General features: G+C 62.0%; 18 protein-coding genes and 2 tRNA genes. 13 read left to right on the forward strand and 7 right to left on the reverse strand.

Annotated features, from left to right (window positions below):
• Positions 1–534: 534 nt before the first annotated feature.
• On the reverse strand, positions 535–1,173 hold the full coding sequence (locus tag CXQ97_RS08045) for an isochorismatase family protein (RefSeq protein ID WP_104180358.1): 639 nt from the start codon (positions 1,171–1,173) through the stop codon (positions 535–537).
• Positions 1,174–1,307: 134 nt separating this feature from the next.
• Here CXQ97_RS08045 and CXQ97_RS08050 point away from each other — a divergent pair, with 134 nt between their 5' ends.
• Positions 1,308–2,264: a GlxA family transcriptional regulator gene (locus tag CXQ97_RS08050; RefSeq protein WP_181035018.1), complete on the forward strand. Its 957-nt coding sequence runs from the start codon at positions 1,308–1,310 to the stop codon at positions 2,262–2,264.
• A gap of 36 nt (positions 2,265–2,300) precedes the next feature.
• Here CXQ97_RS08050 and CXQ97_RS08055 read toward each other — a convergent pair whose 3' ends face one another.
• Entirely contained in the window at positions 2,301–3,074 is a 774-nt protein-coding gene (locus CXQ97_RS08055) for a GAF domain-containing protein (RefSeq protein ID WP_146069605.1), read from the reverse strand.
• 397 nt (positions 3,075–3,471) lie between these two features.
• On the opposite strand from CXQ97_RS08055, the gene CXQ97_RS19795 reads away from it, so the two are divergent.
• Entirely contained in the window at positions 3,472–3,729 is a 258-nt protein-coding gene (locus CXQ97_RS19795; RefSeq protein WP_181035019.1) for a sigma factor, read from the forward strand.
• Between the two features lie 3 nt (positions 3,730–3,732).
• On the forward strand, positions 3,733–4,074 hold the full coding sequence (locus tag CXQ97_RS08065) for a sigma factor-like helix-turn-helix DNA-binding protein (protein WP_104180361.1): 342 nt from the start codon (positions 3,733–3,735) through the stop codon (positions 4,072–4,074).
• A gap of 282 nt (positions 4,075–4,356) precedes the next feature.
• Here CXQ97_RS08065 and CXQ97_RS19455 read toward each other — a convergent pair whose 3' ends face one another.
• Complete coding sequence (locus tag CXQ97_RS19455) at positions 4,357–4,590, reverse strand: hypothetical protein (protein ID WP_219815391.1); 234 nt, start codon at positions 4,588–4,590, stop codon at positions 4,357–4,359.
• A 680-nt stretch (positions 4,591–5,270) separates the two neighbouring features.
• On the opposite strand from CXQ97_RS19455, the gene CXQ97_RS20065 reads away from it, so the two are divergent.
• From CXQ97_RS20065 to CXQ97_RS08105, 7 genes are all read left to right on the forward strand, one after another.
• Complete coding sequence (locus CXQ97_RS20065; protein ID WP_219815392.1) at positions 5,271–5,594, forward strand: ANTAR domain-containing protein; 324 nt, start codon at positions 5,271–5,273, stop codon at positions 5,592–5,594.
• Positions 5,595–5,727: 133 nt separating this feature from the next.
• Positions 5,728–5,801: transfer RNA gene (locus CXQ97_RS08080), tRNA-Met, on the forward strand.
• A gap of 789 nt (positions 5,802–6,590) precedes the next feature.
• A complete protein-coding gene (locus CXQ97_RS08085) occupies positions 6,591–6,785 on the forward strand; it encodes an excisionase family DNA-binding protein (protein WP_104180364.1) in 195 nt (64 codons plus the stop codon).
• 495 nt (positions 6,786–7,280) lie between these two features.
• The gene (locus CXQ97_RS08090) at positions 7,281–8,564 is read left to right on the forward strand and encodes a 26S protease regulatory subunit (RefSeq protein ID WP_104180365.1); all 1,284 of its coding nucleotides are present in this window, start codon (positions 7,281–7,283) and stop codon (positions 8,562–8,564) included.
• Positions 8,561–10,030 (forward strand): hypothetical protein, encoded by a 1,470-nt coding sequence (locus CXQ97_RS08095; protein WP_104180366.1) that lies wholly within the window; start codon positions 8,561–8,563, stop codon positions 10,028–10,030. Before CXQ97_RS08090 ends, CXQ97_RS08095 begins: the two co-directional genes overlap by 4 nt.
• A 19-nt stretch (positions 10,031–10,049) precedes the next feature.
• A tRNA-Met gene (locus tag CXQ97_RS08100) sits at positions 10,050–10,123 on the forward strand.
• An 879-nt stretch (positions 10,124–11,002) separates the two neighbouring features.
• Positions 11,003–11,923 carry a DUF4429 domain-containing protein gene (locus CXQ97_RS08105; RefSeq protein ID WP_181035020.1) on the forward strand — a complete coding sequence of 307 codons (921 nt, stop codon included), beginning with the start codon at positions 11,003–11,005 and terminating at the stop codon, positions 11,921–11,923.
• 271 nt (positions 11,924–12,194) lie between these two features.
• Here CXQ97_RS08105 and CXQ97_RS19800 read toward each other — a convergent pair whose 3' ends face one another.
• On the reverse strand, positions 12,195–12,362 hold the full coding sequence (locus CXQ97_RS19800; RefSeq protein WP_181035021.1) for a hypothetical protein: 168 nt from the start codon (positions 12,360–12,362) through the stop codon (positions 12,195–12,197).
• 112 nt (positions 12,363–12,474) lie between these two features.
• Here CXQ97_RS19800 and CXQ97_RS20285 point away from each other — a divergent pair, with 112 nt between their 5' ends.
• Positions 12,475–13,140 (forward strand): excalibur calcium-binding domain-containing protein, encoded by a 666-nt coding sequence (locus CXQ97_RS20285; protein WP_146069616.1) that lies wholly within the window; start codon positions 12,475–12,477, stop codon positions 13,138–13,140.
• A 283-nt stretch (positions 13,141–13,423) separates the two neighbouring features.
• On the forward strand, positions 13,424–14,338 hold the full coding sequence (locus CXQ97_RS08115; protein WP_181035022.1) for a toll/interleukin-1 receptor domain-containing protein: 915 nt from the start codon (positions 13,424–13,426) through the stop codon (positions 14,336–14,338).
• A gap of 239 nt (positions 14,339–14,577) precedes the next feature.
• Here CXQ97_RS08115 and CXQ97_RS08120 read toward each other — a convergent pair whose 3' ends face one another.
• From CXQ97_RS08120 to CXQ97_RS19460, 3 genes are read right to left on the reverse strand one after another with little or no spacing between them, the layout of a single operon-like run.
• Positions 14,578–16,635: a hypothetical protein gene (locus CXQ97_RS08120; RefSeq protein WP_104180370.1), complete on the reverse strand. Its 2,058-nt coding sequence runs from the start codon at positions 16,633–16,635 to the stop codon at positions 14,578–14,580.
• A gap of 15 nt (positions 16,636–16,650) precedes the next feature.
• Entirely contained in the window at positions 16,651–17,256 is a 606-nt protein-coding gene (locus CXQ97_RS08125; RefSeq protein WP_104180371.1) for a hypothetical protein, read from the reverse strand.
• The gene (locus CXQ97_RS19460; protein WP_146069607.1) at positions 17,253–18,272 is read right to left on the reverse strand and encodes a serine/threonine protein kinase; all 1,020 of its coding nucleotides are present in this window, start codon (positions 18,270–18,272) and stop codon (positions 17,253–17,255) included. Before CXQ97_RS19460 ends, CXQ97_RS08125 begins: the two co-directional genes overlap by 4 nt.
• A gap of 473 nt (positions 18,273–18,745) precedes the next feature.
• On the opposite strand from CXQ97_RS19460, the gene CXQ97_RS19465 reads away from it, so the two are divergent.
• Entirely contained in the window at positions 18,746–19,615 is an 870-nt protein-coding gene (locus CXQ97_RS19465) for a hypothetical protein (protein ID WP_146069608.1), read from the forward strand.
• Positions 19,616–19,906 lie beyond the last annotated feature (291 nt).

Genomic DNA, 19,906 nt, shown 5'->3' on the forward strand with positions numbered 1-19,906 from the left:
TTGATGCCGCCGAAGCGTTCCTTCTCCGCCGCGACGACGTCGTTGCGCCTGCTCCTCGGCGTACTCGCCCCGGAGGTGTTGTCTGATGCCATGTCAGGTCTTCTTTCATGTCGGTCATCCACGTGACGCTTGGCGGGACCTTCTTCGCAGTGCGCTTCCGACAGAACGTCGGGAGGTCCACTGGGAGGTCGGCGGAAGCGGAACGGTGATCGTTCGCCCGGACTTGGGCGGTGAAAGAGCGTTTGCATAACTCCTTCGCAGAGGCGTTGCCTCCGCGAACACATACCTAAGCATACTGATCATAAGGCTACTTGCCTTATGCGGTCCTCTGCTCCTACCGCGAGCTTGACTTCTGCCGACGACTGCCGACGCGCCCTGAGCCTGCGCGGATGCACAGTGCCTGCTGCCCCGCGCCGACCGGCACGGGTCAGGCCGAAGCCGGACACGTGCCAGGGATACCTCGGACGGCGCGAATGCTGTGGGTCAGCGGGGTGGGGTGCACCCGGTGTCTGTTCTTCCGGCACGAAGGCAGGATCAGGGTTGGTTGGCGCGTGCGGTTCCGGTGACTGCGGAGGTGCCCAGGTCGCTTCCGGGGAGTGCCTGTCCGGCGGTCAGGGCCGCGGTCCAGGCCTCTGCGGTCCCGACGGATGCCCAGTTGGAGTTCAGCAGTGCGAGCAGGGTCGTGTGCACGGTCCTGGCGTCGGCGAAGCCGGCGTCGTTCGCGATGTTGATCGCACCGGTGGCATCGGAGAGGACTTCGGTGGTGAAGCCGAGGCCTTCGGCTTCGACGGCCGAGCCGAGGATGCAGTTGTTGGTCATGTAACCCACGAGGGTGACGGTGTCGACGTTCTGGTCACGCAGCCACTGTGTGAGGTCGGTGTCGGCATAGACCGACCCGTAGTGTTTCACGACGCTCTTCCACGTCCCGGCGCGGCGGCTCTCCACCTCGGGATGGAGCTCGTACTCCGGCGTCCCCGGAGCGAAGACGGGAGCTCCTTCGCCTGCCGTGTGCTGAACGACCACGATCGGGATGCCGGCGGCGGTGGCTGCATCGATGGCTGCCGTGATCCGTGGCAGAGACTGCTCGTGCGGCGGGTACTGGATCTCGAGCAGGCCGTCGAAGTACTGCTGCTGGATATCGACGAGGACGAGGGCGCGACGGGGTGCGTACATGGGGCATTCTCCTGAGGGACGAGGGAAAGTGATCGCCGGAGCTGGCGTTCCCCTCATCCTTCACGCCGCAGCAGCGAACCAACAGTGGCACGAATGCCTAGATAGGATGGCTTCGGGCCACAAGGAGGATCTCTGTGCATATCGCGGTGTATGCCTTCGACGGCGTGACGATGTTCCATCTGGCCGTTCCGCAGATGGTCTTCGACGAGGTCGGACGGCAGGGACTCGGAGAGTGGACGACCGGCCTGTTCTCCGACAGTGGGGGCTCGATCCGGACCGCTGAGGGATACCAGCTCGCCGGACTCGAGGGCCCCGACGCCGCGGCCGGAGCGGATGTCGTGGTGGTGCCGTCATGGTTCGACGACGGACGCGTGCTGGGCGACCCCTTGCGCACCCTCCTGCTGGACACACACCGGCGAGGGGTGACGATCCTGGGTCTGTGCCTCGGTGCGATCGCCGTGGCCGACGCCGGCCTGCTGGCCGGCCGTCGGGCCGTCACGCACTGGCAGGCCTTTGCCACCCTGGGCGAACGACACCCGGACATACTCCTCGATCGCTCCGTCCTCTACATCGACCATGGGGACGTCATGACCTCGGCAGGCACCGCGTCCGGGCTGGATGCATGCCTGCATCTCGTGCGGAACCGTCTCGGCGCCGATGCGGCGAACACCGTTGCGCGTAGTCTCGTCGTCGCACCCCATCGTGACGGCGGGCAGGCGCAGTACATCGAACACCCTGTCCCGCAGCGTTCCGCCGACGACCCGATAGCACACCTGCTCGAGTGGGCACTGGGCAACCTCCGTCAACCGCTCACCATCGACCGTCTGGCCGGGCAGGCACATATGAGCCGACGCACGTTCGTGCGCGCCTTCCGTGCTGCTACCGGGACGACACCGTCGGCGTGGATACGATCCCGCCGGCTCGATGCCGCCCGGCGCCTCCTGGAGACCACGGACCTGTCGATCGACCACATCGCTGCTGACTGCGGGTTCGGCAACCCGGTCACTCTTCGCCAGAACTTCGCGGCCGCCTTCTCGACCACCCCGACCGACTACAGACGCCACTTCGACGCGCGTGCGGAAAGGGTTTGATCCGTCGTTCCGGAAGGAATCTCCTGTCCGGGCGAGTCAGGCGGTGAGTTCGTGTTCGGTGATCGTCGCGAGGCGGCGGAGAGAGCGTTCGTCGGCTTGTGAGAAGGCACGTGAGCGCTGGTCGATGACGCAGAGGGTGCCGACGATCCATCCATCGGGGTCTCGAAGCGGGCACCCGGCGTAGAAACGGATGAAGGGTTCGCCCAGGACGAGTGGGCTCCACTTGAACTGCTCATCGTGGAAGGTGTCACGGATGATGAGGGGATCCGAACGCCTGATGGTGGTGTTACAGAAGGACCGGGCTCTGGGCATGTTCTGCTCCACAGGGCCGATGACCGACTTCAGGAACTGTCGCTTGTCGTCGATAAGGGTGATGATCGCAGTGCTGACCTGGAAGCGCCGCTGGGCGTTACGGGTGATGCGATCGAACCGTTCCTCGGGCTCCGTGTCGAGGAGATTTGTGCGGTCGATGGCGTCGAGGCGCGCTTGTTCCTTCTCGCCATCGGACAGCAGGAAGGCGCCGGCGGCTCCGAGCGCGCGCCGTGATGTTTCGGAGGATCCGTCAGCGGCGTCCTGCGCCGCGTGCGGGACCGGCAGGGTCGACGATGCAGGGCACAACGTGTTGACGACATCTGCGAGGAGATCGCTCTCGCGTAACGGCAGATCGGCCGAGCCGTCCAGGTATTCACCGATAGCTCCGGGTGATGCCGTCCCGCCGCGGGCGCGGTAGCGGTCGGTGATGTCATCCACGTCCAGGGCTACGGTGGCCATGGCCTGGATCATCAGGGCCCGCTGCGGGCGTCCACGCATGGTCGCTGCCTCCACTCTTCCTGCCGATACTTTCCCCTTGTCACGGCCGGTCGCTGCCGGTGACTTCGAACCTCCTCATTAAACCAGCACGGCTGCTCGGCACGAGGCCGCAGGCTCGGGTTGTTCCGCCACTTCCCATCGGCCCAGGCACTGATCGCCGGGGTCGCGTCATCAGTGGACGGGGCGTAGTGGGACGGAATACATTCGAGGCGAAGGGGTGCCATCCTCTTGTTCTCGGGTTGCGGCATGGTCTCGCTGCTTGAACGTGTACGTCGTGTTCTGGGACGGCGCACGGGCGCCTTGGTTCCGGTCTCTCTCAGGAAGCCCCGCAATCTCTTCCACACTGTCTCCGTCCGACAGCGGTCTCACCGTCGAACCGCGAGGGTCGTCCTCACCCGTGACCGTTCCTCGAGGCGTTCCCCTCGATACCGGCAGGGTTCCGCCGGATCTAGTCGCTGTCCTGGTTGCCGTCGGATCGAAGGATCCGAAGGCCTTCCAACTCCTGTACGAGCAGTGCGCCCGCAGGGTGTACGGGGTGGTGCGGAAGACACTGCAGAACCCGGAGAGCTGCGCGGAGGTGACGCAGGAAGTGTTCCTCATGGTGTGGGAACAGGGCGACCGGTACCGGCCGGAGCTGGGCCACCCGGTGTCGTAACTGATGACCCTCGCGCATCGCCGTGCGGTGGACCGGCTCCGGGCGGATGCCTCCCGAAAGGAACGGGACGACACATGGGGCCGGCGGAACTGGTCGGCCGGGGTCGACGAGGTCTCGGAAGCAGTGCTGGCGCGTCAGGAAGCGGCCGATGTGCGGGCGGCCATGGCCGTCCTGTCACCACTGCAACATCAGGCCATCTCCCTGGCCTACTTCTCCCACCTGACCTACAACGAAGTGGCCGAGCATCTCGGGATACCCGCTCCCACGGCGAAGACGCGGATCCGGGACGGGATGAAGAAGCTCCGTGCCGTGATCGAGGCGACGGGCGGAACCGAGCCGCGCTAGGCATCCAGGGTCCCGCTGCAGCGGGAGGCCGACGTCAGGGCAGATGACGGCGGGGCGAGCTATGCCACGCGAACTCTCCCTGCTCGGCTGCTTGTGCAGTCCGCGGACGGGCAGCAGGAACCAGCGGCCCGCCTGGTACCTAGTTGGTGGCGTCGGGGAATAGGTAGCTGCTACTCGTGTGGAAACGGCAGGAACAGCTCAGTGTTGATGAAGTGGCCGAGGTGGCGCACGGTACGGGGGCTGGGTAGTGATGGCACACAACACATCGATGGCGACGGATCTTCAGATGGTCGCGTCGATGTTCAGCGTTACCTCGACCCCGTCAAGCCTGCGCACCGATGCACGTGCCCGGCAGCCGACATCCGGAGGCACCTCATGACTCCCGCCCTTGATGCGACCGCGTTCTCGAGACTCGTTGAAGACGTCGACCTGGATGTCGCAGTCGACTTCCTGACCACCTTCAATGCACTCCTGGTCAGCCGAATAGCCCGGATCGAACAGGCCCTCGAGGACCATGACGAGGAAGAGATCTGCACGTCCCTTCTGAGCCTGCACGCCAGTGCGGCGATGGTGGGAGCATCCCAGCTACAGGCATCAGCAGCCCGCGCCCTTACCCAGCGACCGATGGGATTAGAGCTCTCCGGAGCGTTCGTACGGGAACTTCAGGACCAAGCCGACTTGTTCAGCGACGCCGTTGCCGGCTCCCCCGTCCTGGCTGGACCAGCGACCCATAAGGCAACAGGGTAGAGCTCTCCCGGCCAGGCTGGGCACGCAGCGCGACGAACACCACAGGAGGCGGTGTCGTTCAGAGGCCGATGCAGTTGCTGATCCGATCGGGGAGAGTCTCCGCAGGGCGCTGGACGGCACGAGGGTCCTGGCTGTGGCTGTTGGCATCGACGCTGCGGGATCCGCCGACGGCTGGGCCCTGGCCTGGCTGACGCATGAACGCCGGGTTCCCGTCGTCGGGTTCGCGTTCCAGGTCTGATTGCCCAGGCCACAGGTCGAACTGGGACCAGGCAAGGAGAATCCGGTGTTCCTGCTTCCACAAGTCATTGAATGCCGACTTGATAATTTCATTCTTGAACCATGAATTCGTAACAGGGACTGCGTCTGAGACTTCCATCGCCTCCTATCCCGGAGTTCCTGCCCCCGGTTCCCAACTGAACTCACTGGTACTTGCTGGTACAACCGGAGTGGTGCCGGCCGGTAACCAGGAATCGGAGGCGCCTGCTGATCTCGGGCGTGAGTTGGCGGAGATCCGCGCTCTCCTTCAACAGAAGACTGAGATGCTGCAGCAGCTACAGGAATCCGTCATCAAGCGAGATGCCATCGGGCAGGCCAAGGGCATCCTGATGGAACGACACAAGATCAGCGCCGAGCGCGCCTTCACGATCCTGCAGGACGAAAGCACCCGTACCAACCGCAAACTCGTGGACGTCGCCGAGCAGCTCATCCACTCCGGGCAAGAAGGAAAAGACGACGAATCGCCACATCAGGCAAACCCCAAGCGACACACCTGAGGCAACCGGCTCACAGGCCCACCCTTACCTGGCTCACAACAGCGCCGCTCCGCGGGAATCACCCAACGCTCCGAGTCACAGGGCCATCCTGATTGGTGTCTTCACCGTGCGGTGCGTAAGGTCGTACATACGCCGCGGGGTGGAGCAGTTCGGTAGCTCGCTGGGCTCATAACCCAGAGGTCACAGGTTCAAATCCTGTCCCCGCAACAACAGGGCACCTACTCACGATCATGTCGAGTAGGTGCCTGAACCCTTTAACCCGGGCATGGGCGACACACCATGAGCTCCATATCGTCCTCCACAGAGCCGCGTCGGGTCCTTCTTCCTATCACTGCCGATAGCAGCGCACAGGTTCTCCTGAGCCGCCAGACGGTTTGACCAGGCTCGTGGAGGCTGTACACAGCCGTTCGTTCAACAGGGCTTACGACTTCCTCTCCCGATCGAGCGGTCCCGACGTCAGGCTCAGACCAGGGCGACCGCTTGGCCGGTATTCTCAAAAGACTGTCTCGCAACCCAACGCTGCTGTCACGATTCCGCACCCTTACATGCGAGACAGGGCAGCAAGACACCGGAGGAGCAGTATCGGCTGGGAGCAGTGGTGTCTCGTCCTGATGTCCTGCAACCCGTGGGTTGCGAGACGCTTCGAGCGCTGCGCCCATCTCGCTTTCTGCCGTAGCCAGCACAAGCCAGCTTTCTCACGGGAACGAACTACCCATGGTTCCTGGCATAGCGTTCGTTCGGACCCACTGCCCTGCAACCCGCCCCGCCCCGCCACCTGTTGCTCATCCCGCCCGTTCAGAACCACCACGTGCCGAGTTCTGTGTAGTGGCCCGGGCTGGTGGTGCCGGTGGGGTGGTGTCCACTGGTTGCGCCCGCCTGGTATTCGGCTGGTGGCGTCGGGGAATAGGTAGCTGCTACTCGTGCGGAAACGGCAGGAACAGCTCAGTGTTGGTGAAGTGGCCAAGGTGGCGCACGGTACGGGGGGCTGGGGTAGCTATGGCACGCAACGCATCGATGTCGACGGACCTTCTGACGGTCGCGGAGATAGCTGCAAGTATGCGGGTTTCGAAAATGACGGTGTACCGGTTGGTGCAGTCCGGGGCGATGGAGGGTATCCGCTTCGGTCGCTCCTACCGGGTGTCGAGGGTCGCGGTTCAGCGTTACCTCGACTCCGTCGATCCCGCGCACTGATGCACGTCCCCGGCGGCCGGCATCCGGAGGTGCCTCATGACTCCCGCCCTTGATGCGACCGCATTCGCGACACTCGTTGAAGACGTCGACCTGGATGTCGCAGTCGACTTCCTGACCACGCGTTCGTGCTGATACTTCAGGGACAAGCCGACTTGTTCAGGGACGCCGTCGTCGGTGTTCCCATCCCGGTTATACCTGCGACACACAGGACATCAGGGGAGGGCTCGCCTGACCAGGGTGGGTCGGCGGCGCGCGACCACCAAGAACACGAACGGGGGCGCGATGGGGCCTTGATGGTGCGTCAACGCGTCGTGGGACGGCATGTTGACACGTGGGGGACCAGGACACGCCTCCGGGCCACCCTGCCTGGAGTGTGTGCTTGGGTTTCGTCCTGCCAAACTTCTAGGCTTCAAGAATTCATTGGTGTGAGGCGATCGGAGCGCCACGGCGCTCCAGACGCCTTCGGGAATTGCAAATGAAAGGCGGTGTCGTTCAATGGCCGATGCAGCTGATGATCCGATCGTGAAGAGTCTCCGCGGGGCGGTGGAGGCGAGCCCCGACGATGTCGTCCTCAGGCTTCACCTTGCACAGATGCTGCTGGCCGCAGGTGACGCCGCGGGTGCGATCACCGAGGCCAGCGTCGCGCTTGTGGCGGACCCGGGCAATCAGCAGGCCCTGCGTGTGCTGGCGTCGTCGGCGACAGCATTGACTGCGCCGCCGGAAGCGGCTTCGGAACCCGTGCCGCAGCCGGCAGAACTGCCGAACACGACGGTGTCCTCCGGCTTCGACTGGGAGCAGGCAGAGCACGAGATCGGAAACACCGTACCGCCCCCTTTCGTCCAGTCTCAGCAGATACCCGTTACTCCGATGGCGGACGACGACGGCATCGCCCCTGTTGAAGTCTCTCGGGAGTCGGTGACCCTGTCCGATGTCGGCGGGCTCGATGACGTGAAGCAGCGCCTCGAAGAGTCCTTCCTCGCCCCGATGCGCAACGCCGAGGTTGCGAGAGCGTTCGGGAAGTCCCTGCGGGGCGGTTTGCTGCTGTACGGGCCGCCGGGCTGCGGCAAGACATTCCTGGCCCGGGCGGTCGCGGGTGAGCTCGGAGCGACGTTCATGGCGGTGTCGATGACCGACGTTATCGGGGGTGTCATGGGCGAGACCGAGAAGAACCTGAAGCGGATCTTCGACGAGGCCCGCTCCCAGGCGCCCACCGTCCTCTTCATCGACGAGATCGACTCGATCGGTCTGCGCCGTGCCTCCATCACGGGTGGGGGAGCGGGGTGGCTGCGGCAGATGGTCAACGAGTTGCTGCTGCAGCTCGATTCGATGAGCGGTGACAATGACGGTCTTTACGTCCTTGCGGCGACGAACAACCCGTGGGAACTGGATGAGGCACTCCTGCGACCGGGTCGGCTTGATCGTACGATCCTCGTGAGCCCGCCTGATCACCGCGCACGCGTGTCGATCCTGCGCCACCACTTGAAGAACCGGCCCATCGCCGGTATCGACGTCGAGCATCTCGCCTCTGCAACCGACGGCTTCTCCGGTGCGGACCTTGAGCATCTCGCCGTGACGGCCGCCGAGAAAGCGATGATGGAGTCGATAGCGCTGGGATCCATCACTCCGATCACGATGAAGCACCTGCTGGACGCGTTGAAGGAGATCAGGCCCTCCACGGTGGCATGGCTTGAATCAGCGCGGAACGTCGTGCGGTTCTCCAATGCGACAGGGCGGTACGACGACCTTGCAGCGCTGGTGAACGGCAAGAAACGACGGTGAGCGAGGCCGACGACCTCAAACTCCTGTCCGCCCGCTACGACGTGCTCATCGCCCGGCAACGACCGCATGACGCAGTGAGACTGCTGGAAGGGCAGGCCGCACACCACCAGGACCAGCCCCTCTACTGGGCGATGCTCGGAAACGCCCTCAATCTCGAAGAGAAGTATGCCGAGGCCGAGCACGCCGCACGGCGAACCGTGGAACTCGTACCGCACAACAGCGCCGCGCAATCCATCCTTCTGCAAGCACTGATCGGTCAGCGCCGCTCTGAGGAGTCCGTCGAGCTTGCCCGGTTCGTCATTGAGCAGTTCCCGGAGGAATCGGACGGCCATTACTGGCTCAGCCGAGCGCTGCTCCTGCACCCGAAGGATCGGCAGGACTTCATCGCGGCCTACCAGGCCGCTCGTCGAGCACTGTCATTTCAGGCAGATGAGTGGACCTTCGCGCAAGCGGCCCAAACCGCGGCGCTTATCGATGAGGATCAAGAGGCGAGGACACTTCTTGCTGCTGGTCTTGCCCAATATCCGCAGAGTCGCGAGCTGATCCTGCTCAGTAGACACATCAGAGGTGCCAAAAAAATCGTGGGTCAGCGACAGGAACTCGTGAGCGGGATCCTGCGCACCAGTCCCTCCGATGGTCGGGCAGAGGCCGACCTCGCAACGGATCCGGTGCGCTGGGTGCGGCAGCATCTTTTCTATCTCTGGTACCACCTGCTGGCCTTCACCTTTCTTGCCGTCGTACCACTGCCCGCGCCTGCGCTCATGTTGATTGCCCTGCTGGCCGGGGGATGTCACGCCGGACTGATCATCCAGAGCTACCGGCAATTGGACGAAGTCCTCCCGAAGGGTTACCTGCGGGAGCAGCTCACAGACCCGGTCCGGGCCAGGAACGGCGCGCTGGCGTACGTTGCCTCCGGCCTCCTGATCCTCGCCGGGACGGTGTCGGCCGCGGTGCACCCCGCGCCCACACTCGGGGTAGGAGACATGCTCCTTGTGGTGGCCGCCGGCGTCCTGGCCGCAGGTCTCATATCCGTCGAGCGGACCATCAGTCGGCTCGAGGCGTCTATTCACCCGGAGGAGCACCGAGCCGAGGCCTACCGTGCCTTCCGTTTCGGGGACAACGCATCGTCCTACCGTCGCTATTGGCTGGCCGCCCTGGCCGGAATTCTCCTGGTGATGATCACGGAGAGCACCGGAGGTGATGCCACGGGAGGCGCAGGCATGCTGTCCATCGGCATCCTGTGGAGTATCAAGACACTCGACCTGGCACACCTCTCGAGGGCAGTGTCGGGCGGTGAGAACCCATGGGTGAGAGGGTCTGCGCGCAGCCAAGAAACCCAGACGAAAAGCGATCTGGAGACCCGATTCCTCGGCGCCCGGTTCCTCCTAACCCTGCTCCTCGTCAGCTTCATCATCTGCACCCTCGGAGTCGACCTCCTCGTAGGCGGCTTCATCGGAGTGCCCTAGGTGCCCTGAGTGGCGTATTTAAGGTGTGGAGCAGCTCGGTAGCTTGCTGGGCTCATAACTTAGAGGTCACAGGTTCAGATCCTGTCCCCGCAGCAACTGGGCGCCTACTCGTGATCGTGTCGGGTAGGCCCTCGAATTTCGTCACGCCGGGTGAATAAACGACAACACTTGATGAGCGCGATGCCGTCCTCCCACATAGCCGCCTTCGGTCCCTCACGGAATCACTGCCGATAACAGCGCATATGTTCGCTTGGACTGCTAGCTGGCGACATCACTTCCCATAGTCAAACCTGCTAGGTTCTACTGCTCCTGCTATCGCCAATAGCAGCACTAGCCCAACCCCCGCTCGTGGAGGATGTGCACGGCCACCGCTTGCTCGAGGTGAGTTGTCCCGGGTCAGTGGCTCAGGTGAAGGTGCGCAGGCGGTTTCTTGGTTCCTGCTGTCCAGGTGTGTGCGGGAAAAGCAGCGGAGCGTGGGGGAGCTTTTCCCGTGCACATGTGGTCAGGAGGTGCAACCATCCTCCGAGCACAGAGATCCTGCTCGCGGCCACCCACTGGGGCAGAAAGACGATCATGCGTGAACACTTGTGATCGCAAGTTGAAGGCCGCTATCCGAGACCCTTTCAGTGCGGATGAGACATTCCAGGACGGGGTTGAAACCCTCGTGGAACGTGGCTTCGACGCAGGGGATTGTCTGAGCAGTTGCGCGAGGGTGAGCTGGTGCGCCGGCTCGAGGTCGCCCGGTGCGGGCCCGTGCCCGTGTGGTCCAAAGATCCCAAGGCTGGCGCGAAGATTATCTGCACTAGCGTGGGTGTTTGATCTGCGGGTCACCTCCGTTGCCTGCTGGTTGGGGCGCATTACCGGGACTGGAGAGTGGGGTAGTGGCCACGAGTTGCATGCCGCTGCTGCTGCGTTGGTAGTTCCTGGGTCTTATGCTCGGGAAGAACGATGAGCGGCAGGGAGCAGACGGTCATGGATGATAAGCAGGCGGCGCGCGCTGAGGAAGTACGTCGACAAACTGGCATTCCGGCGTGGGTGTCTGTCTGGGTTGGCAGGCAGGGCTGGGCGGCTTACGCCAATGGCATCCTGACGGTGAAGATGTCCCTGACTCCACAGGTCGTCATCCCGATCCAGGACATCACGAAGATCGACTTCAAGCCTTCCGGCGGTCTGACCAACGGGCATATCCGCTTCAACCGTGCCACTGATAAGTTCGGCGACCGCCAGGACATCATCTTCAGTGCACAGGACGAGGCGATCTTCGCTGAGCTCAAACGCACCATCGAGCAGGAACAGTGGAGGGGAGTGCAGGGCCAGCGCCCCGAATCGCCTCGAGCTACCGCCAACAATCCAGTCAACCCAGCCGGCCAGGATCCGGACGACAAGTTCCGGGCGAAGTACAACATCCCAGCTGAAGCCCTGTTAGCCAGGGCCAAGGGCGTCGGTTATGTGGCCTTCGACGGTCATTTCGTGACGATTCAGCAGATTGGTTTGGGGCGGCTGACTATCGGCAAGGGTGTGAAGCGAATCCCTATCACGGCGATCTCCAGTGTGCAGATCAAACCGCCGGGCGTGGTCATGTCGGGCTTCATCCAGTTCTCCATCGCCGGAGGAAACGAGAAGACCAGCCGCTTCGGGCATCAGACCATGAGCGCTGTGGAGGACGAGAACTCCGTCGTGTTCGTCAAAGGTGAGGAGAAGGCGTTCCTTGCCATGCGGAACGCCATCGAGTCCGCCCAGCGAGCTCTGCACCAGCCAGCTATCGCACATCAAGCCACGCCGGTTGATGACGTCTTCGCTCAACTGGAAAAGCTCGGCAAGCTCCGCGACGAAGGCATCGTGAGCGACGGCGAGTTCGAGGCGAGAAAGACAGAACTCCTCAGCAGGATGTAGGCGAACCACACACGGTTACTGTCTTCCGGTCACACCGGGCTGTGTGTTCAATCCTTGTGCTAAGGCGAGGGTTCAACCGTTGAGTATGACAACGTCATCGGAGCCCAGCCCGCCCCGGTGGTCCTGAGTAGTATTGACACACATTCGCGTTGACGCGGCTGCTGTGACTGACAGTGTGTCCGTCTACAATCGCGGTGCTCCACGTCACTTCCAGTGCGCGGTGTTTCGCGTAAATTCCTCGGGGGTCCTTCTTGTCATCAGCATTCGAGCATCATCCTGCCCAGTTCTCTCCGTACCCACCGGCCGGCCGGCCGGGGCCGAAGGCCGGAAAGTCGACGTGGATCGTCGGCGGGATCCTGCTGCTGTTCATGGTCCTCGCGGGAAGGGAGAACGGCGTCGGCGGGGCGATCCTGATGCTGGGCTTGTTTCTGCTGTTCACCGGGCTGTACACGTTCCTTATCGGGCGTCCGTCGTGGCTGCGGCATGCCTCACGCAAACGGGGCGCGATCACCGCGGGCATCGGTCTGCTCCTGCTGCTGGTAAGCGGGCCAATGCTTCCTCCAGCAGCAGCCAATGACGAGCAGGCGGTTGCGGAGGTTTCCTCGCGCCCCACCGAAACACCCACGACGACGCCGTCTCCCACACCTAGCCCGACTCCGACGCGGACTTCTACACCCACGGCAACGGCGACTCCCCCACCCAGCCCGACACCTACCCCCACGCCAACGCCGACCCCGACTCCTACCCCGACCCCGGCACCTGTTGAGGACATAGCGGGGACGGTAACGCTGCCTTTCCAGAACTGCGCGGAAGCGGCAGCGGTAGGCGTGTACAACATCCCTGCCGGTACGCCGGGCTACCAGCCGGGCATCGACCGGGACGCGGATGGTTTCGCGTGTGACGCGGCTGGAACTCCGGCCTACGATGCGGGCATCATCTCGCGGCTCGTCGCTCCAAGCGGAGAACGCCCAGCGCCAGCACCCGCCCCAGCACCTGCGCCGGCCCCTGCGCCTGCACCCGCACCGGCCCCTGCACCCGCACCGGCCCCTGCGCCTGCCCCAGCGCCTGCCCCAGCGCCGGCACCTGCTCCGGCGGGGCCTTATGCGAACTGCGCGGCGGCACGAGCGGCAGGCGAAGCACCTGTCTACAGCAGCTCGCCCGGTTACGGCGTCCACCTGGACGACGATGAGGACGGCATCGGCTGCGAATCCGGATAGAACAGCCCGCACCGCGGAAGAACCCACCTTCAGGTGTGAGGCGCCCCGCGTCCCGCAAACCTTTCACCGGTCAGGGCAACGTCCCCGCCGAACGTCGTCACGACCGTCACCGCGCGATGCCCGTCGGTCCGGACGGCTGCTCTAACCGCGAGGACAAAAGAACAAGGCCGATGCGCCGATGCTGTCACCTGTCATGGGGATCACGACGACGTCAACATTAGTGAGGGATGCTTAGCATGACCAATGAACGCGAATGGGCGTTCGCCAAGGAAGGCTGGCTCATTTGACCAATATATTTCTCAGCTATTCGATGGAAGATCGCCCAACCGCTTCTCTTTTGACCGAACGCCTGCACCGCCACGGTATCGACACATGGTGGGATCAGAAGCTGGAGCTTGGAAGCAACTGGCAGGTGGAGATCACTAAGGCGGTTCAGGAAGCCGCCGCAGTAATTGTCTTGGTCACGCCAAATAGCCTTCAGTCGAGCTGGGTGACGCAGGAATGGTCAAGTGCGCTAGGAGCATCTAAGCGGATTATACCGGTCTTAGCAGGTGGTGCTCACTTTGCTGATCTACCGAAAGGTCTGGCTGAAATCCAAGCCATTGACCTTAACGAGGACGCCGAGCGGGGTGTGGAGCGGCTCATCGAGGCCGTCTCAGAGCTGCAGCGCTCAGATGAGCCGCCTCCGAGCAATGACGTGGACCTCGAAGCAATCATCGAGGACGTAGTGGAGAGGAAACTTGCGAGCATGGGAATCGATCGCCCCACCAACGCAGAGCCGAATGACGAGCAGGATCCTCAGCTGGTTTTCGTAGTGACGTCATTCAAGTCCGATATGGACCCTGCGTTCGAAGCTATAGACGCCGCTGCGCGTGCTGTCGGCCTCCGCGCCGAGCGAGTCAAGGACGTCCCTGGCGATTACAGGATCACCGATAGGATCCTCGCAAGTATTCGCCGAGCACGTCTCGTAGTCGTCGACCTCACCCACGAACGTCCGAACGTCTACTTCGAGCTCGGATTTGCCAGGGGACTCGGCAAGACGGTGATCACAATCATGCGGGAGGGGACCAATGCTCATTTCGACGTGCAGGACTGGACGTATCTTTCATACGTCGACTCCCGTCCGCTGGAACGCGATCTGCTTGAGCGATTCCGATATGAGGTGAACAACGAAACAGGGAGCCTCGGCGCGGACTAGCTTTGAGACGAGGTGAGGGCCGGCCGCGAACGACACTCGGCACTTGCGGCTGTTCGAGAGGCGTTCAGGAATGCTATTGATTCCATCAATCCCGAGGTCGCGCGCACTCTCGTCGAGAGCTAGAACTTTGATGCTGCGCATCTAAGCGATCGGTGAGGTAGCGGACGATTACTACCCCGCGTTTCTCCTAGGTCGAATGCCATTAGGCACTTAAGAATCCACACTAACCCTTGCAGCTGTCAGCGATTCTCGGCTTCCGAAGCGTGACCGTCTTCGTTCTCTATGAGACCGTAGGGCGGGTCGTCAGGGTTCTGCGAGTAGCGGACGACGATGTGCTGGTCGGCCACAGACGGCGGTTGGTTATCGACGAAAATGATCTGCGCGCCGGGGTGCTTAGCGAGCCAACTCGCCACGTGGCGGTAGATATTCTCTACGATGTTGCGGCCGCGAGCGGTGATGAGCAGGTCGATTTCGGCACCGCTATCGTCCACGCCGGGATTAGGCGTAGTCGGGGCAGTGACAGCTCCGGGGACGAGGTTCTTTTGAGGACTATCGACGATGACGAATCCGGGATGGCCCGAACCCTGCTCGAAGGCCAACTCAAAGAGCGCAAGTTCCCAGGCGAGTGCGATGAGAGTCATAGCCCCAGAAGAACCGACCTTGTCGTAGCGGCGTCCGCGAACTGATGGTACGAGGTTCCTGTCAACGTGAACGCGATCGACCTTGGGGTAGCCGAAGTCCTCAAGAATGTTGAGCAGGCGTTCGCCGATGCGATTGAGGGTCGTGTCGCGAGGCGTCGTGTTCTTCAGGTATTGCGCTTTACGCGCCCTCGCTTCCTTGAGGGCGGCTGACGTCCGAAGGAGTTCCACTTCCTTTTCCTGCAGCTGTAGCAGCATCTGTCGTGCTCGGAGCATCGTCTTGAGCTCAACGCGAGTCTCCCCGAGTGACTGCTGGATTTCGTCGCGTTGCGTCAGGAAGGGCGAGATGATTCCGCCAGAGATCCGGTCGAGTGCTGATTGAGCTTCTCGTACCGCTGCGTTGGCGGCGGCCAGGTTCCTCCGAAGCTTGTCGCCCTCTGCACGCACTTCCTGGGCAAACTCGAGGAGTTGGTTCAAGCGGCGCACAAGACTGCGTCGTTCCGTGCTGAGGTCGGGAACGTTCTCGCCATCGGTGACATCTGTGGTCAGGTGGGAGTGGCACAGAGAGCACTCATTCCCGACGACCTTGGGCGGTGCTTGGAGCTTGCTCTGGCAAGCCGGGCATATCACCACGGTGAGCGAGTCAAAGAGGTTTAGTGATTCAGCAACCAGATCAAGTCGTCGGATCTCGTCGGCATACTGAGCGCGGAGAGGTTCAAGCCGCCTTGCAAGGGTGTCCCGGTCTCGCAACTTAGCCTGGATACGCTGTGCTTGATCCGCGCACTGGGCATAGTTCGCCCGTAGCTCGGCGGTGAAGTCACTGCGGGCGGAGATGTTGTCGTCGATGGTCCGCATTTGTGCGTTGAGTTCGGCTCCCCGGATTCTGAGCTGGTCCGACGCGGGGTCTATTTCTGCGATGGTGGTGAATCCCGCATCGGTCATGAACGTTCGAAGCGTCTGGACAGCTCGCGCGAGCTCCCGTTCCTCCGCGCCGAGTTCTTCTACTGCGCGGGACAGCGCCGACTGCTCGTTGTCCGAGACGCCGAACAAGATATTCACGACTTGGTTGAGCTTGATGGAACGGTGGGGCTGTCTTTCATATGCGAGGTCGCCGTTATCGAGCCTCCTATTGGTGAGAAACCAGAGCGGCTGCAGGTCCCTGAAGCTCAGTGCGCTCGTTCTCGAGTCTTCCTGAGACGGTGACTGGTCCAGGCGGAGTCCGCTGAGACCACACAGCTGCAGGAGATAGTGGGACAACGAGTCGGTGTCGGCGGGGTCGGAAGTGAAGGATCGAACTGGTGTGTCAGACATCGTGTAAAGGTCACCGGTATACAGGTAGGCACTCGTTGTTTTCGTACCAAGCGCTCTCTCCACGACGTATTTTATGGGGTTAGTGTCACCCGGCCCCGTGACGTCGATGGCAAGCTGAGCGGATCGTACGTTCGCCATCACCTCATCATGTTCGGGATGTTCTTTCGCGCCAAGGCACCAGTCGACGAACTCCAGCACGGTGGTCTTACCAGTGCTGATCTCGCCGGCGATAATCGACAGGGGTCGGATCAGCTCCGCGTCGCGCGGGTCGGTGAAGTCAACGCGGTACGAGTGGCTTGGGCCGACCAGGCGGAGAGCTCGTATGTTGAAGGCGGGAAGAGTCATCATGGGCGTCAACGGTTCCTAGAAGAGCATGTCGCGCGATGTGAGCTCGGAGGCTTCAGCCTCGAACTCGTCGATCGTCGGACTGTCGATGAGGTCAAAGAGCACCGGGTCCACTCGAAGCCATGTTTCGAGGTGCTCTCGCATCTTCGGTGAGGACAGCCTCGTTACGAGGGGAGCAACGGTCGCAATACTGAGCCGGTATGCGTCGGCGTACACGGAGCACAGGCTGTTCGCTGATCGCTGCCCCAATTCGGTAACAGTGAAGACTCTGTGCCCCTCGTGTACCGCGAGTTTCACAAGCCCGAACGCGACCAGTTGGGCGATGTCCGAAGTCACTCGTTCCCGCCGAGAAACGAAGCGCTGGCTTGGCGAGGCGTAGGTGATGGAATGGCGGCCAAATCCTTGCAACCGTAGCTGATTAGAGGCGGGAGAATCCGGGTCCAACACGAGGAACGGATTGGCCGATAAGAACTCAATCACTGAGAGCCGTTCAAGATCCAGCTTGCTTTCCTGGGCTTGTGCGCCCACCAGAACGAGAAGGATCTGGGCCATCCGAAAAGCGGGTACGGACTCCGCGCGTAGCGTCGATGCTGCGTGATCGGTAGGGTCGACTTGGGCGCTCATGATACCTCCTCCCGTCCTTCCTCGTTGTTCAGGCCGGAAGCGATGCTTGGGATGGGTGCACGGTGCACTTCGGCGACATCACGCCAGTCCCGAACCCATCCCGCGCGCCCATTGTCCACGGCTTGATGGAGCAGTCCAACGCCGTGAAGGACGTGCGCTCGGAGGCTCGCGGCCTCCTGCGCATGACTTGTCTCGATGCCTCCAAGTACCTCGCTATACAGTTGCGGAAATCGCCGGTCCGCCGACATCTGACATGCCGTGTTGAAAGCTGTCGACCAGGTCGATGAAACTCGCACACGCCATGTCGAAAGCGCCGAGATTTCGGGCTGGACACCCTTGTCGGTGACCTCCCGCTCCAAGATCTCGGCGTTGAAGAACGCCTCTCGGGCAGCAAAAGTCTCTGGTAAGCCGGCTTCGTCCATTTGGCGCACAAAAAGAGCGCCGTCGTACTTGGTGTTGTCGACAAGTTCCTCCAGCCCCCGTGGTTCTTCGGGGTCGGCGGTTGTCGGTGGAAGCGGAAAAATAGGCGAAAAGTAGTGATTTCGAACGGCCGCCGCGGCCGGTGCCTGGAGTCGTCGCCGCAGCCCCCCTGCGGTATCGAGGTTCACCGTAAGGGTGTCGGCCTTGGACGTTCGCTTTTTCCACCCTTCCCACCAGGTGAGCATCGGACCATCCAGTTCGCAGGGGATGCAGAGCGTCCAGGACGCGATCTTGTAGCCGTTTGCCTTGGCAGCCTTCTGCGCCGATTTATACGATTCTCGGACATCGCCCTGCTGGGTCGTGCCAAACCCGTTGATGAAGTACTTTGACTGCCAGATATGGACTTCACCTCCTCTTCCGAGATCGCCGACGTAAGCGTCGATACCCCAGTCGCCCGGGTTCGCTTGGATCTCCTGGACATCGGGATGAACGATCCCGACGATGTCCGCAATAAGTCGTTCGAACGCGTCGCGAGCACCCGCGGAGCCAGCGAATCGCGTCTCAAGGAACCGGAAGTCGATGTCGCCGGAGCCCACAACAGCAATTTGATCTAACAATCGGCCCCCAAGCCCCGTTCGGTAGCATCAGCATATCCATAACCCATGTGACCGCATGTTCCGCGGTGGTGCTCAAGCCACCGAACTCACAGATTGGGTGGCTGTTTCACTGGCGCGCCCCAGAGAATGACTGGTTCCCGCCGATCGAGTGGCGCCTCCGGCTGGAGCTGTCTATCGGCGCGATGCTCGATCGTTTCGATGACTTCAGCACCCTCCTCTGCGAGCAGCGGCTCCTCGTAGAACGCTGCTGATCGCGACACCGGTTGCTGTCGGGGTCTGCCATAGGATCGTCCCGTCCAATATGTGCGCGTAGCAAGCACTCAATGCTTGGTGATCCGCACAGTCGAGGCGCACACCACCGGGCTCGTGCACCGCGGATCGAAGAGTTCATCTGAGCATCGTAAGTACAGTGCGACAGGGCGGATGACCGTTGCAGGGGAGGGTGGGGGTTAGTGTCTGCTAGGGAAGAAGACCACGCACGGATTCTGCTTTCGGAGGAGCTCGGAGTGGAGTTCCGTCTATACGACGACAACTCCAAGCCGGGCATGCCTGACCTTCTGTCTTTGAACGGCAAGCATGTCGCGGAAGTGATCACGACTGTTCCGGCTCGAGCTCGTGAAGCAGAGAAGAACCTACCAGCCATGACCGAGGCGAAGCTCCCCCACTGCGTCCGGGTACTGCTTCCGTACAAGAATCTGGCACGCGTCAGCAGACGAGCACGCCAGAAGATCAGGGCGGACGTCCTTCGGTGGACCGTTGACGCCGAGTGCGTCAATCACTGGTTCTCTACAGACGAACAGGGACTGAGCCACTGCGTCAACCCGCTCCCGATCCTTGGATTAGGCGCCTACGACGACGGGGTACAAGTTGCGTGTTTTCAGTGCCACCACGACTCACCGAATGAGCCCCATCAGATCATGTGGACCATCATGCATTCCCCTTCACCTGCTGACCCCTGGAGCTTGCTTCAACTATCGTTGGGCATCATCGAAAAGGAACAGGAGGGAGGCGTGCAGGCTCTCGCGAAGAAGCTGGCTGGGTACCCAACCAAGCACCTTGTGATGTACCCGTTCGGTCCGCCCGGGAATTTGACGGCAGCAATCAGCGACTACGTGCTTCCTCCAGATCTGTTCACCCTCGCACCACCACGGTTACATCCACCGCTAACCGATGTGCATGTATGGCTCCTGTACCGGTACGAAAACGACGATATTGCCGAGGGGATACACATGTGCGACAACTACTGGGCGAGATTCGGAATGCGGCCGTCGCCACAGGACAGATCATCTCTCCTGTGGCGGCTCCATTACCCAAATGCCTAAGTTCATTCCCACGCTCACAGACGCATACCTCAGCACCACACCACCAAAGTGCTTTGGAGTGTTGCGTTGGGGTACACCCAAACGCCACAGCGCACATTGGTTCAGATTGCGGTGCTTTAGGGTCCTTCTATGGCTTTCGCAACAGATAAGTGTGAGGGTCTAGACATTACGCATCGCTGCCTTAGCACAGCCCATAAGGGCTCCCTCAGCGGACCAGGTCACAACGAGCCACGAAACGTTTTTGCTTCCGTGCAGTCGTCTTTAAAGCTGATGCCCCATCGCAGAACGCTG

This window comes from Arthrobacter sp. B0490 (assembly GCF_002929355.1).
Classification (GTDB): Bacteria; Actinomycetota; Actinomycetes; order Actinomycetales; family Micrococcaceae; genus Arthrobacter_D.

Excerpts from the sequence above, each read along its gene's own strand:
- CXQ97_RS08045 (WP_104180358.1), bottom strand. The coding sequence starts at position 1,173 with ATGTACGCACCCCGTCGCGCCCTCGTCCTCGTCGATATCCAGCAGCAG.
- CXQ97_RS08055 (WP_146069605.1), bottom strand. The coding sequence starts at position 3,074 with ATGCGTGGACGCCCGCAGCGGGCCCTGATGATCCAGGCCATGGCCACC.
- CXQ97_RS08065 (WP_104180361.1), top strand. The coding sequence starts at position 3,733 with ATGACCCTCGCGCATCGCCGTGCGGTGGACCGGCTCCGGGCGGATGCC.
- CXQ97_RS19455 (WP_219815391.1), bottom strand. The coding sequence starts at position 4,590 with ATGGTCCTCGAGGGCCTGTTCGATCCGGGCTATTCGGCTGACCAGGAG.
- CXQ97_RS08085 (WP_104180364.1), top strand. The coding sequence starts at position 6,591 with ATGGCACGCAACGCATCGATGTCGACGGACCTTCTGACGGTCGCGGAG.
- CXQ97_RS08090 (WP_104180365.1), top strand. The coding sequence starts at position 7,281 with ATGGCCGATGCAGCTGATGATCCGATCGTGAAGAGTCTCCGCGGGGCG.
- CXQ97_RS08105 (WP_181035020.1), top strand. The coding sequence starts at position 11,003 with ATGGATGATAAGCAGGCGGCGCGCGCTGAGGAAGTACGTCGACAAACT.
- CXQ97_RS20285 (WP_146069616.1), top strand. The coding sequence starts at position 12,475 with ATGCTTCCTCCAGCAGCAGCCAATGACGAGCAGGCGGTTGCGGAGGTT.
- CXQ97_RS08120 (WP_104180370.1), bottom strand. The coding sequence starts at position 16,635 with ATGATGACTCTTCCCGCCTTCAACATACGAGCTCTCCGCCTGGTCGGC.
- CXQ97_RS08125 (WP_104180371.1), bottom strand. The coding sequence starts at position 17,256 with ATGAGCGCCCAAGTCGACCCTACCGATCACGCAGCATCGACGCTACGC.